Raw genomic sequence first — 13,339 nt, 5'->3', positions numbered from 1 at the left:
GCCGCACCTCCTGTGCTGACAACGCCGGCGGCCCGCTCCTTCCGGACGCGGGCCGCCGTCGTACTTGCGGGGAGGGTCAGTGCTCTGACGCCTTTTCGGACGACTCGACGCGGACTTCCTTGCCGTCGCAGTCGATGAGCCTGCCGCCTTCGAAGCGGTCGCCGTCGGCCAGGCATTTGAGGTCCTCTTCCCGGACCACGCGCTCGGTTCCGGCCACAAACACGGACTGGTTGTCCGAGTTGCCGGCCTTGAGGTGGTTGAAGAGCAGGTTCAGCAGGATGGCCATCACCGCGGCGGAGCTGATGCCGGAGTGGAAGATGGTGCCGAACCAGGACGGGAACTTGTCGTAGAAGGCCGGCGCGGCGATGGGGATCATGCCGAACCCGATGGACGCCGCCACGATGATCAGGTTCATGTTGTTCTTGTACTCCACCTTGGACAGCGTGCGGATGCCGCTGGCGGCCACCGTGCCGAAGAGTACGACGCCGGCACCTCCGAGGACGGGCGTCGGCACCGCTGCGACCACCCGGCCAAGGACGGGAAGGAGGCCGAGGATCACCAGGATCAGGCCGCCGGCGCTGACCACGAAGCGGCTCTTGACGCCGGTGATGGCCACCAGGCCCACGTTCTGTGCGAACGCGCTCTGGGTGAAGGAGTTGAACAGCGGGGAGATGGCGGAGGAGAGCATGTCCGCCCGGAGCCCGTCGCCGATCCGCTTCGAATCGACCTTGGTGCCGACGATCTCGCCGACGGCAATGATGTCTGCCGAGGTCTCGGTCAGGGTGACCAGGATGACGATCAGCATGGAGATGATGGCGGCAATCTCGAACACGGGCGGGCCGAACGCGAACGGGGTGGGGAACGCGACGATCTCGCCCTGGCCCACTTTGGAGAAGTCGGCCATGCCGAAGGCGAATGCGATCAGGGTGCCCAGGACCATGGCGAGCAGGATAGAGAGCCGGGAAATCGCGGCGCTGCCCACCTTGCTGAGCAGCAGGACGATGGCCATGGTGGCCGCGGCCAGCCCGATGTTGGCCATACTGCCGTAGTTCTCGGCCTTGCTGTTGCCGCCCATGGCCCAGTTGGCGGCCACCGGCATCAGGGTCAGCCCGATGGTGGTGATCACCGTACCGGTAACCACGGGCGGGAAGAACCGGATGATCTTCGAGAAAAGTGGAGTGATCAGCAGGCCGATCAATGAAGCGGCAATAACGGACCCGAAGACTGCCTGGATCCCGCCGCCGCCGTGCACGATGGCCACCATGGTGGAGACGCCCGCGAAGGAAACGCCTTGGACCAGCGGCAGTTGCGAGCCGAAGAAGCGGATGCCCACTGTCTGCAGGATGGTGGCCAGGCCGCCGACGAAGAGGCAGGCCGCGATCAGCAGGCCGATGTCCTGCGAGGACATTCCGGCGGCGGCGCCAATGATCAGGGGCGGGGCGATGATGCCGCCGTACATGGTGAGGACGTGCTGGAAGCCGTACGCGAAGGTGCTGGCGATGGGGAGCTTTTGGTCCTCTGGCCGGGCCGAACGGGTGCCTTTTCCGGCGGCAGCAGCGGCCGGTTTCTTTCTGAAGTTCATGGCAGACTTTCTTGGTTCATGGCAGACGACATTGTCTGGCTAACGGTGTCTGGCTAACGGTGATGAAAGACGTGGGGTGGGGCCGGTGGTTTCGACGGGCCCAACCACCGGTGGTTGAGCCCGTCGAGGTTTCGACAAGCTCAACCACCGATGCGGTGCGGTCTAGCAGAAGCCGGCGATGCCGGACCAGGCGATGTCCGCGGGGGTGGCGTCGTCGCGCTGGACGGTGGCCTCGATCAGGCCGTAGGGGCGGTCGGCGGCGAAGAAGACCTCGTTGGGGTTGTCGAGGCCGAAGGGCGAGAGGTCCACCAGGAAGTGGTGCTTGTTGGGCATCGAGAACTTGATCTCGTCGATCTCGCTGTGGGCTTCCAGTACCTTGGTGCCCATGTCGAACAGGGTCTGCTGGAGGGCGTGGGAGTACTTCTCCGTGAAGCCTTCGAGCAGGAGTCCCTTGACGTCGTCGTAGCTCTTGTTGAAGTCCAGGGTGCTGAAGTCGGTGCCGGTCTTGAAGCGCCAGCGGGCCGAGACGTCGGTGGCCAGGATGCGGTCCGTGGTCTCGGGCAGGGTGGTGTACTGGTCCTTCGGGTAGCCCACGAAGCCGGACTGGGTGGACTTCAGGACGGTCAGGTCCTTGAGTCCGGAGATCAGGTGGGTGGTGGCTCCGTCGCGGACCAGGACTGCCGTGCGGACTTCCTGGCCGTTGCGCACGAAGGAGTGGTCGTGCTCGGTGCCGTGGGCCTGGATCCGGTCCCAGGTGTAGGACTCGACCTCCCAGCGGCCGCCGGTGACCCAGTCGAAGCTGGAGGTGAAGTGCTCGCCGAGGCGAAGCAGGAACGCCTCGGGCGAGCCAACGCCCTCACGGGCGAAGGCGTAAATGGTGTTCTTCTGGGTGTCGGTGGCCACCACGTGGGCGTTGTCGCCCTCAAGGTGTGCAGCCGCGAAATCGCCCCGCAGCTGCGAGGTGACGTTGAGGTCTTCGATTTCGTGGCGGTCGGTGTCGCGGGTGATCTTGACGACCCGGACCTCGGCCTTGCCGTACTGGTTCTCGCCGAGGATGATCTTGCTGCTCATGGTCTTTTCCCAACTTCCGGTAAGTGGAACCTAGGTTCCATCACTGAAATTAAGCGCGCGTTTCAAGCGCGTTTCCGGTGGAGCCGACCCAACAAAAAAGAGCCGGCATCCATTGATGCCAGCTCATTACGACCCTGCCTGCTGCTCCCAGGTTACGTGACCTGTGCCACGAATTGACACCAAGCGTACCTCCGGAAGCCGGTGGTGTACATCACAAATCGAAAATTCAGATTGTGACCGAACCGGGAGCAGACCATTGACGAACCAGCGGAGGCAGCCATAAGCTATTCCACATAGCAAAAGTTCTTTTCCGTTTTGTGGAACTAAACCTCATACCTCGAAGGAGGATCAGATGTACCAGCAGGACAGCACGCCGGTTTCACCGGCACCCACAGCGGCAGCTTCAGTCCCGGAGTTCTACCTCCCCCTTGGCGGCGGGACGGATCCTGACTTCTACCTTCCTGCGGACCGGGAGCACGTTCCCGGCCGCTTCTCGCGCTGGGTCCAGGCACTCCCGGGCTTCAACCGCCGTTCGTAGCCGGCGCACAACGGGCGAGCTTTCACCAGGCCCTGCTGGCGACGCGCATCTACGCTGGCGACACGCACCCTCAATTCCGCTGCGCAAAAGGACTGGCGAGACCGATATATGGGTCTCGCCAGTCCTTTTCTGCGTCACAGCTGAATCTGCGCGTCGCGGAGGGTTACAGGGCGATCCGGCTAGCCGTTCACCAGCCGGCGCGCGGCCGCTGAATGTTCCGTGATCAGGCCGGCGATATCGAGTCCCGGGATCTGGCCGTCCACCACGCGCCACTGTCCGCCCACCATCACCCGGTCCGCCCGGTCCGCGGCGCACAGCAGCAGCGCGGCCACCGGATCATGGCTGCCGGAGAAGCGCAGGTCATCCAGCCGGAAGAGGGCCAGGTCCGCCTGCATACCGGGAGCCAGCTGGCCCAGCCCGGGACGGCCAAGAACCGCCGCGGAGCCGCGGGTTGCCCAGCCCAGCGCACGCTCCACCGGAACGTCCGCCCCGTACCGCAGCCGCTGGAGGTAGAGGGCCTGCCGCGCTTCCAGGATCATGTTCGAGGCATCGTTCGACGCCGAGCCGTCCACTCCCAGACCCACGGGAGCCCCGGCGTCCTCCAGTTCCAGGACGCGTGCGGTTCCCGACGCCAGCCGCATGTTCGAGGTGGGGCAGTGCGCGACGGCGGTGCCCGCGGCTCCCAGCCTGGCGATCTCCGCGTCGCTGAAGTGGATGCCGTGGCCCAGCCAGGTGCGGTCCGTCAGCCAGCCCACGCTGTCCAGGTAGTCCACGGTCCGCAGCCCGAACATTTCCCGGCAGAAGTCCTCCTCATCCAGGGTCTCCGCCAGGTGGGTGTGCAGCCGGACGTCCAGCCGTTCGGCGAGAGCCGCGCTTTCGGCCATGATTTCCTTGGTGACCGAAAACGGTGAGCACGGAGCCAGGGCAACCTGGATCACCGCATCGTCGCCCCGTTCGTGGTACTGGTGCACCAGCCGTTCGCTGTCGGCCAGCACCACCTCGGCTGCCTGCACGGTTGACTGCGGCGGCAGGCCGCCGTCGTCCGTGCCCAGGGTCATGGAACCGCGGGTGAGGGTGGCGCGCATGCCCAGCCGGCGGACGGCCTCCACCTGGATATCGATCGCATCCTCAAGGCCCGCGGGGAAGAGGTAATGGTGGTCCGCTGCCGTGGTGCAGCCGGAAAGCAGGAGTTCCGCCAGCGCCACTGTGGTGGCGAGCTCCAGGTCCCGCGGAGTGAGGCGCGCCCACACCGGATACAGGTTCTGCAGCCACGGGAACAGCGGCGCATTCGCCACCGGACCCCAAGCCCGTGTCAGGGTCTGGTAGAAGTGGTGGTGCGTGTTGATCAGGCCCGGCAGCAGCACGTGCTTTCCGGCGTCAAAAATCTCATCGCACGGCGCGGACGGCTGCTGGCCTGCGGCAAGAACCTCGGTGATAACACCGCCGCTGACCACCAGCCCGCCTGAAGCGTCGAGGTGATTGGCGGTAAAAGCTGCCTGCGGGTTTTTGATCCACAAACGGGAAACGGATGGCGTCATGGCTGTCCTTCTCTGAGCGTTGTTGGTGTCATTCCAGCTCAGTGAGGCCCTGTCTGCTGATCCAGGCGGCCGCGCCCTCCGGGTTCAGTCCCGGAAGCGGCGCGGCTGGCACCTAGGCTAGAAGGCATAGGCTCCGGCGTCAACGCCACGGATTATGACCGCGGCAGGAGTGAACCCCGCGAAACATGGATTTCACATTGCGAAATTAAAATTCCAGAAAAGTATGGCGCAGCCCACAGTCCGGTGCTAATCTCGATCTTGCCAAAGGCGGGCATCCGGTCACCGGGAAGCTATCTACCAGGCGCAACTTAACCTTCACAGCACATGCTGAAGCCTGGTAACCGTTCGCACCTGGTTCTACTGGTCCTGCAAGCGGCAACGGGCTTCCCGGCAAAAGGAAGTCGCATCATGAGTACCACCGTCACGGCCGAACAGTTTCTGGCCAGATCCATCAGGTTGGCCACGGCCAACGTCCTGAACAGCGGGGGCCCCTTCGGAGCCATGATCGTTACGGCTGACGGCCGCGCGTTCGACGGCGTCAACCGCGTCACCGCGGACAACGATCCCACCGCGCATGCCGAAGTCACCGCAATCCGCACCGCCTGCCGCGAGCTTGGCACCTTCGACCTAAGCGGGGCCGTCCTCTACACCAGTTGCGAGCCGTGCCCCATGTGCCTCGCGTCCGCGCTTTGGGCCCGGGTGGAAAAGGTGGTCTTCGCCGCCGACCGGCATGACGCCGCCTCCGTTGGCTTCGATGACGCCGTTTTCTACGAATACTTCGACAACCAGGACAGGGACTCCCTGATGCCGGTCTCGAAGCTGGTGCTGGATGATCCGGCGGCCCCCGCGCCGCTGGAGCCGTTCAACACCTGGAACACACTCGACACCAGGATCGACTACTAGGCCCGGCGGCTGAAATGACTATCCTGGACAACTCACACGAGGAGCATTCGGCTCCAAGCATCCGCACGCAAAAGCGCGCGAACACCACTCCCCAACCTCCGGCGTCGGACTCGTTCCTGGACCGGTTCTTCCAGATCACCCAGCGCGGTTCCACGCTGGCCCGCGAGTTCCGCGGCGGCCTGGTCACCTTCTTCACCATGGCGTATATCGTCATCCTCAACCCCCTGATCCTGGGCGGTTTCAGCGCGGACAACGCCCCCACCGATGTTGCCGGGGGATGGCTGTCCGCTGCGCAGGTGGGCGCCGTCACCGGACTCACCGCTGGCGTGATGACCATCCTCTTCGGGCTCATCGCCAACCTGCCCTTCGGCCTGGCCGCCGGACTCGGCATCAACTCCTTCCTGGCCGTCTCCGTGATCCAGGAGGTCACGTGGGCGGAAGCCATGGGCCTGGTGGTGATCAACGGCATCCTGATCGTCCTGTTCGGGATTACCGGTGCCCGCACGGCCATCTTCCGGGCCGTCCCGAAGGAGCTGAAGGCCGCCATTACGGTGGGCATCGGCCTGTTCATCGCCTTCATCGGGTTCGTCGATTCCGGCTTCGTCAAGGCGACGGCGGGCGGCCCGCCGGTCCAGCTCGGCAACGGCGGCTCCATCACCTCGATACCCACCCTGGTGTTCATCGTGGGCCTGCTGGCCATGGGCATCCTGGTGGCCCGCAAGGTCCAGGGCGGCCTGCTGATCGGGATTGTGGCCACCACCTTCCTGGCCGCCGTCGTCGAAGCCATCCTGCACCTCGGACCGGCGAGCGCCACCAACCCCGGTGGCTGGCACCTGAACACCCCGGTCCTCTCAGGACAGTTGGTGTCCGCACCGGACCTGGGCCTGGTGGGACAGTTCGACCTGTTCGGAGCCTTCGGCAGGATCGGCGGTCTCGCGGCCACCATGCTGGTGTTCACCCTCGTGTTTACCAACTTCTTCGACGCCATGGGAACCATGACCGGACTGGCCAAGAGCGCCGGCGTGGCGCATAAGGACGGCACGTTCCCCCGGCTGAAGTCCGCCTTCATCGTGGAAGGCTTCGGAGCGATCGCGGGCGGGGCAACCTCCGGCTCCTCCAACACCGTGTACATCGACTCCGCGGCCGGCATCGGCGAAGGAGCCCGCACGGGGCTGGCCTCCGTAGTGACCGGTGTCCTGTTCCTCGGTTCCATGTTCCTCACCCCCCTCACCAGCGTGGTCCCGCTCGAGGTGGCCGCCGCAGCACTGGTGGTGGTGGGCGCGATGATGATGGCGCAGATCCGCGAGATCAAGTTCAGCAAGTTCACCGTGGCCCTGCCGGCCTTCCTCACCATCGTCACGATGCCGCTGAGCTACTCGATCGCCAACGGCATCGGCGTGGGCTTCATCAGCTGGGCCATCATCGGCGCCGCATCCGGCAAGGCAAAGAAGGTCCATCCGCTGATGTGGGTGGTCAGCGCCGGGTTCCTGGTGTATTTCGCCCGCGGTCCGATCAACCTGCTGCTCGGCGCCTAACAGCCATTCCGACTACCGGGGCCGGGCCAATGCTTGGCCCGGCCCCCAATAGGAACGACAATATGGACACCACCGCAGCGCGGAAGAAGGAGTGCCGCCATGCTTGACCTGATCCCTTCACTGAGTGGCTGGGCCCCGGCCCTTGGCCGCCAGCGGTTTGCAGTGGCCACCATCGTGCGGGCCAGCGGCTCCGTTCCCCGGCCGGTGGGGACCTCCATGCTGGTATCCGGCATTGGCGCCATCCTGGGCAGCCTCTCCGGCGGCTGTGTAGAAGGAGCCGTTGTGGCGGCAGCTTTGGAATCAATGGACGACGGCGCCACGCGCCTTGAGACCTTCGGCTTCAGTGCCGAGGATGCCTTCGCCGCCGGGCTCACCTGCGGGGGAGAGCTGGACGTGCACATCGAGCCGGCCAACCGGCGCCACCACTGTGCGCTGGGCGAAGCGGTCCGGCAGCTGGCAGCTTACGGACCGGACGAGCCGGTGGCGCTGGTCCGGAACCTGGACCCGCAATCCAATGGTGGCGGCAGCAACGCCGTCGTTATTCCGGCTCCCGGCTCCGCCAGCGTGACGGGGCATCCGGCACTCGCTGCGCTGCTGGATACGTTGCCGGGCACGGATGGAGGCGCAGGAAGGGCCCGGGCTGTCCAGCTCGTATCCTTCCTGCGCGCCGGCGGCACCGGCGTCCTGGACCTGGCCGGCGCAGGCCTGTGCACCGGCGGGGCCGCCGTGCTGGTGGAGTCCCGGCTGGCACCGCCGCGCCTGCTGGTGTTCGGCGCCAACGACTTCAGTGCCGCACTGCTGCCGGCCGCCAAACCCCTGGGCTACCACGTGACGCTGGTGGACGCCCGCCCCGCCTTCGCCGCCCAGGCCCGGTTCGGAACAGCGGATGAAGTGGTCACGGCATGGCCGCATCAATACCTTGCAGCGGAGGCCGCCGCTGGACGCATGGACAGCAGGACAGTCATCTGCGTCCTCACCCACGACCCCAAGTTCGATATTCCGCTGCTCCACGCCGCGCTGGGGCTGGACGTCGCCTTCATCGGGGCCCTTGGCTCGCGGCGCAGCCACGCACAACGGGTGGACGCGCTCCTGGACAGGGGCGTGCGCCCCGAGCGGATCGCCCAGCTCCACTCGCCACTGGGCCTGGACATCGGGGCAGTCACTCCCGCCGAAGTAGCTGTCTCCGTCCTGGCCGAGCTCATCGCCGCCAGGACCGCAGCAGCATCCCACCAGCCGTTGAGGGAAACCTCCGGCCCCATCCACCAGGCGGCTGCACAGCCAGCTGACAGCCCGGCCCACGCGCCGGCGCCCAACAACGTTAAACAGCAGGAGATTGCATGGACATGAACACCATCGAGTCGGTGGTCCCCACCACCGACCCCGGGCAATGGCGCGACGGCGACGCCTGGCTGGCCGGCGGCACTGTCCTTTTCTCCTACGGCAGCTTCGCGTTCGGGCCGCAGCCCTTGAAGCGCCTCCTCGACCTGGGATCCGCGGGCTGGACCCCGGTGACCGTCACGGACGGCGGCATCGAACTCGCCGCCATCTGCAACGTCGCCGAGTTGTACAAACTTCCCGGGTTGCCCGCGGCCGCGGACCGCAGCTGGCCCGGCCTGGACCTGGTCCGCCCGTGCTGCGACTCCTTCGTGGCCTCCTTTAAGGTGTGGAACATGTCCACCGTGGGCGGCAACCTGTGCACGTCCCTGCCCGCGGGCCCCATGATCTCGCTCTGCGCCGCGCTGGACGGCACCGCCACCATCCTTGGGCCCGGCGGCTCCACCCGAAGCGTGCCCGTCACCGAGTTCGTTACCGGCGACGCGACGAACTGCCTGGCACCCGGCGAGCTCCTGCGCAGTATCCACCTCCCGGCGTCGGCCCTTGCCTCCCGGGTGGCGTTCCGCCGCCTCTCACTGAGCAACCTCGGCAGGTCCGGGGTGCTGCTGATAGGACGGCTCGACGGCGGCACATCCTTTGTCCTCACCGTCACCGCCGCCACCAAACGGCCCGTGCAGCTGCGCTTCGATGCGCTGCCGGACACGGACGCGCTCGCGCGGGCCCTCGACGAGGCCGTTCCCACAAACCTTTACCACAACGACATCCACGGGCTTCCGGCCTGGCGCCGGGACATGACCTACCGCCTGGCCGAAGAGATCCGTGCCGAGCTCGCGGCCCCCGCAGGGGCACCCGGGCTCCGCATCTCCGGCGACTTCTGGCCGCCGTCCGACCGTGGACTCCAAGCACCGGGACTTAACGCACAGCAGGAAGGGGCCTGAGCATGGCCATCGAGATCAACGGCATTCCGGCCGGGACGGAACCGCGCCCCGGCCAGTGCCTGCGCACCTTCCTGCGGGAACAGGGCAACCTGGGGGTAAAGAAAGGCTGCGACGGCGGAGACTGCGGCGCCTGCACCGTGCACGTGGACGGCACTCCCGTGCACAGCTGCATCTACCCGGCCGTCCGGGCGGAAGGCCACGCCGTCACCACCATCGAGGGCCTGGCGTCAACTGCCGGCGCAGACCTGCACCCCGTGCAGCAGCAGTTCATGGAGCGGCAGGGCTTCCAGTGCGGATTCTGCACGGCCGGCATGGTCATGACGGCCGCCACCTTCGACGACGACCAGAAGGAGAACCTGCCCCGGAACCTCAAAGGCAACCTTTGCCGCTGCACCGGATACCGGGCCATCTCCGATGCCGTCTGCGGCCACGCCGGCCACCCGGCTCCCCAGGGACCGGGCTCCGGAATCGCCGGGGAGGGGCAGCCGGATCCTGTGCCGGGGCAGCTGGGCGACGACGTCCCCGCACCTGCCAGCCGGGCGGTGGTCACCGGGACCGCCCGCTACACGCTGGACGTTCCGGCGGACCAGCTGCAGGGCCTGCTTCACCTCAAGCTCCTGCGCTCGCCGCACGCGCATGCCCGGGTGCTGTCCATCAATACTGGCGCTGCATTGAAGGTTCCCGGCGTTGTTGCGGTCTTCACCCACCAGGACGCGCCGGAACAGCTGTTTTCCACCGCGCAGCACGAACTGTTCACGGACGACCCCGACGATACCCGCGTGCTCGACGACGTGGTGCGGTTCCGGGGCCAGCGGGTGGCCGCGGTGGTAGCTGAAACTGTGGCCGCTGCAGAAGCAGGCGTGCGGGCACTGGCAGTTGACTACAAGGAACTGCCTGCAGTCTTTACGCCGCAGGACGCACTGGTCCCCGGCGCGCCGCTGGTGCACGGCGACAAAGACGGAACCTCGGCCCGCATTTCCCGGCCCGACCGCAACGTGGTGGCGGAACTGCACTCCGAACTGGGCAGCGTGGCCGAGGGCTTCGCCCAGGCCGACTTCATCCACGAACGCACGTACCAAACCCAGCGCGTCCAGCACGTTGCCCTGGAAACCCATGCGGCCATTGCGTCGGTGGACAGCGAAGGGCGGCTGCAGGTCCGTACCTCCAGCCAGGTTCCGTTCCTGGTCCGCAGGACGCTGTGCCGGGTCTTCGGGCTGCCGGAGGAGCAGGTGCACGTGGTGGCCGGCCGGGTGGGCGGCGGCTTCGGCGGCAAACAGGAAGTCCTGACCGAGGACATCGTGGCGCTCGCCGCATTGAAGCTCGGGCGGCCCGTCCAGCTCGAGCTGACCAGGACCGAACAGTTCACTGCCACCACCACCCGGCATCCGTTCACCATCAAGCTCCGCGCCGGCACCAGCAACGACGGCCGGCTCACAGCTTTGGAACTGGACGTCCTGACGAACACCGGCGCCTACGGCAACCACGGGCCTGGCGTGATGTTCCACGGCTGCGGCGAATCCCTGAGTGTCTACAAGTGCGCCAATAAAAAGGTGGACGCCCACGCGATGTACACCAACACGGTCCCGGCCGGGGCATTCCGCGGCTACGGGCTGAGCCAGATGATCTTCGCCATCGAGTCCGCCATGGACGAGCTCGCGGCCGGCATCGGGATGGATCCATTCGAGTTCCGCCGCCGGAACATGGTGCGCGAAGGCGACCTGATGCTGTCCACCCAGCCGGAGCCCGAGGAGGACGTCCACTACGGCAGCTACGGCCTGGACCAATGCCTGAGCCTGGTCCGCGACGCCCTGGCCCGCGGCCAGGAGCGTTACCGTGCCGCCGGCCTGGACGAGCTGGGACCCGAATGGCTGACCGGCGAGGGCACCGCGCTCTCCATGATCGACACCGTTCCCCCGCGCGGCCACTTCGCCCATTCCCGGCTCCGGCTCCTGCCGGACGGAACGTACCAGGCCGACGTCGGGACCGCCGAGTTCGGCAACGGCACCACCACAGTCCACGCGCAGCTGGCCGCCACGGCGCTGTCCACCGAAGCAACCAAGGTAGTGGTCCGGCAGTCGGATACGGACCTCATTGAGCATGACACCGGTGCGTTCGGCTCTGCCGGAACCGTAGTGGCAGGAAAGGCAACCCTGGCCGCCGCAGAGGAACTGGCAGTGCGGATCCGGGCTTTTGCCGCCGGCATCCGGCAGACCCAGGCCTCCGCCTGCGTCCTCGACGGCGGCTCCGTGGTCATTGACGGAACTCCCATGGCACTTGCTGAACTGGCGCAGGCGGCTGCGGAAGCCGGCGTCGAACTCGCAGCAGAAGGGCGGTGGGGCGGGACGCCACGCTCCGTGGCGTTCAACGTGCACGGCTTCCGCGTGGCGGTGAACCGCGGCACGGGCGAGCTGAAAATCCTGCAGAGCGTGCAGGCGGCGGATGCCGGCGTGGTGGTGAATCCGCGCCAATGCCGTGGCCAGATCGAAGGCGGGATTGCCCAGGCCATCGGCGCCGCGCTGTATGAAGAGGTGGTGATTGACGACGCCGGCCGGGTCACTACCGACATCCTGCGGCAGTACCACATCCCCACCTTCGCGGACGTGCCCCGGAGCGAGGTGTACTTCGCGGACACCAACGACACGATGGGTCCGCTGGGTGCCAAGTCCATGAGCGAGAGCCCGTTCAATCCCGTGGCTCCGGCGCTCGCGAACGCCATCCGCAACGCCACCGGCGTGCGCTTCGCGTCGCTGCCCATCGCCCGGGACAAGATCTACCTGGGGCTCAAGGGGGCGGGGCTGGTGCCGAACCTGCAGCGCTCGGGCCTGTCCTGACCAACGCGGGGTCACATAATGCCGTCTGAAGCGCGTTCAGGGGGCCAAATCTGACCCCGCGTTGCATCGTTGCATATAGTCAAGGGATGGAACAGCGGATTTTAGGCAAGACCGGACGGAACGTGTCCATTGTGGGGCTGGGCACCTGGCAGCTTGGCGCGGACTGGGGCAACGTTGACCCGGCCCAGGCGCAGGCCATCCTGGCCGCCTCCGTGGAAGCAGGCGTGAACTTCTTCGACACCGCAGACGTCTACGGCGACGGCAAGAGCGAGCAGGCCATCGGAAAGTTCCTCGCGGACAACCCTGGGCTGGATATCACTGTCGCCACCAAGATGGGCCGCCGGGTGGACCAGAAGCCGGAACACTACACGCTGGCCAACTTCCGCCAGTGGGTGGACCGCTCCCGGAAGAACCTGGGCACTGACACCCTGGACCTGGTCCAGCTGCACTGCCCGCCCACCCCCGTGTACAGCAACGCCGAGGTGTACGACGCCCTGGACACCCTGGTGTCCGAGGGAGCCATCCGGAACTACGGCGTGAGCGTGGAGCGCACCGACGAAGCCCTGGAAGCCATCCGGCACAAGGGCACCGCCTCCGTCCAGATCATCCTCAATGCGTTCCGCCTCAAGCCCCTGGATGAGGTCCTTCCGGCCGCAAAGGCCGCGAACGTGGGCATCATTGCAAGGGTGCCGCTCGCGTCCGGGCTGCTCTCCGGCAAGTACACGAAGGAGACCACCTTCGCCGAGAACGACCACCGGAACTACAACCGCAACGGCGACTCCTTCGACGTCGGCGAGACGTTCTCCGGTGTGGATTACGAACTGGGCCTGAAGGCCGTGGCCGAGTTCGAACAGATTGTTCCGGAAGGCGCCAGCACTGCCCAGGCAGCCATCGCCTGGATTGCCGCGCAGGACGGCGTCACCACGGTGATCCCCGGTGCGCGCAACGGTGAGCAGGCCGCAGCGAATGCTGCTGCCGCATCCGTGAGTGTCAGCGAGGATTTCGACGGCGGCGTCCGCTGGATCTATGACCACTACTTCCGCGAGGCCATCCACCCGCGCTGGTAAC

The 13,339-nt window shown here is 66.5% G+C and carries 10 protein-coding genes; 7 read left to right on the top strand and 3 right to left on the bottom strand.

Annotation, left to right across the window (positions count from 1 at the left end):
* Nucleotides 1-76: 76 nt before the first annotated feature.
* Both FNL14_RS00070 and pucL read right to left on the bottom strand, forming a co-directional pair.
* On the bottom strand, nt 77-1,582 hold the full coding sequence (locus tag FNL14_RS00070; protein ID WP_142056574.1) for a nucleobase:cation symporter-2 family protein: 1,506 nt from the start codon (nt 1,580-1,582) through the stop codon (nt 77-79).
* A 162-nt stretch (nt 1,583-1,744) separates the two neighbouring features.
* Nucleotides 1,745-2,653: a factor-independent urate hydroxylase gene (pucL, locus tag FNL14_RS00065; RefSeq protein WP_142056572.1), complete on the bottom strand. Its 909-nt coding sequence runs from the start codon at nt 2,651-2,653 to the stop codon at nt 1,745-1,747.
* A gap of 352 nt (nt 2,654-3,005) precedes the next feature.
* Between pucL and FNL14_RS00060 the strand changes: the two genes are divergently transcribed.
* Complete coding sequence (locus FNL14_RS00060) at nt 3,006-3,191, top strand: hypothetical protein (protein ID WP_142056569.1); 186 nt, start codon at nt 3,006-3,008, stop codon at nt 3,189-3,191.
* A gap of 179 nt (nt 3,192-3,370) precedes the next feature.
* Here FNL14_RS00060 and FNL14_RS00055 read toward each other — a convergent pair whose 3' ends face one another.
* On the bottom strand, nt 3,371-4,729 hold the full coding sequence (locus FNL14_RS00055) for an 8-oxoguanine deaminase (RefSeq protein ID WP_142056567.1): 1,359 nt from the start codon (nt 4,727-4,729) through the stop codon (nt 3,371-3,373).
* A gap of 408 nt (nt 4,730-5,137) precedes the next feature.
* Between FNL14_RS00055 and FNL14_RS00050 the strand changes: the two genes are divergently transcribed.
* The 6 genes from FNL14_RS00050 to FNL14_RS00025 all read left to right on the top strand — a co-directional run bounded on the left by FNL14_RS00050 (nt 5,138) and on the right by FNL14_RS00025 (nt 13,338).
* A complete protein-coding gene (locus FNL14_RS00050; protein WP_142056565.1) occupies nt 5,138-5,632 on the top strand; it encodes a nucleoside deaminase in 495 nt (164 codons plus the stop codon).
* A gap of 14 nt (nt 5,633-5,646) precedes the next feature.
* Nucleotides 5,647-7,167 carry an NCS2 family permease gene (locus FNL14_RS00045; protein ID WP_142056563.1) on the top strand — a complete coding sequence of 507 codons (1,521 nt, stop codon included), beginning with the start codon at nt 5,647-5,649 and terminating at the stop codon, nt 7,165-7,167.
* Between the two features lie 99 nt (nt 7,168-7,266).
* Nucleotides 7,267-8,514 carry an XdhC family protein gene (locus FNL14_RS00040; protein WP_142056561.1) on the top strand — a complete coding sequence of 416 codons (1,248 nt, stop codon included), beginning with the start codon at nt 7,267-7,269 and terminating at the stop codon, nt 8,512-8,514.
* Nucleotides 8,505-9,440, top strand: a complete 936-nt coding sequence (locus FNL14_RS00035) for a xanthine dehydrogenase family protein subunit M (protein ID WP_142056559.1) — start codon at nt 8,505-8,507, stop codon at nt 9,438-9,440. The genes FNL14_RS00040 and FNL14_RS00035 overlap by 10 nt, the downstream gene beginning before the upstream one ends.
* A 2-nt stretch (nt 9,441-9,442) precedes the next feature.
* Nucleotides 9,443-12,271, top strand: a complete 2,829-nt coding sequence (locus FNL14_RS00030) for a molybdopterin-dependent oxidoreductase (protein WP_142056557.1) — start codon at nt 9,443-9,445, stop codon at nt 12,269-12,271.
* Nucleotides 12,272-12,357: 86 nt separating this feature from the next.
* Nucleotides 12,358-13,338 (top strand): aldo/keto reductase, encoded by a 981-nt coding sequence (locus FNL14_RS00025; RefSeq protein ID WP_091421216.1) that lies wholly within the window; start codon nt 12,358-12,360, stop codon nt 13,336-13,338.
* Nucleotide 13,339: the final 1 nt, after the last annotated feature.

Source organism: Pseudarthrobacter sp. B4EP4b (genome assembly GCF_006680095.1).
In the GTDB taxonomy this organism is placed as follows: Bacteria; Actinomycetota; Actinomycetes; order Actinomycetales; family Micrococcaceae; genus Arthrobacter.
Note: the sequence above shows the minus strand (reverse complement) of the source record. Positions and strands in the feature narration are given on the sequence as shown.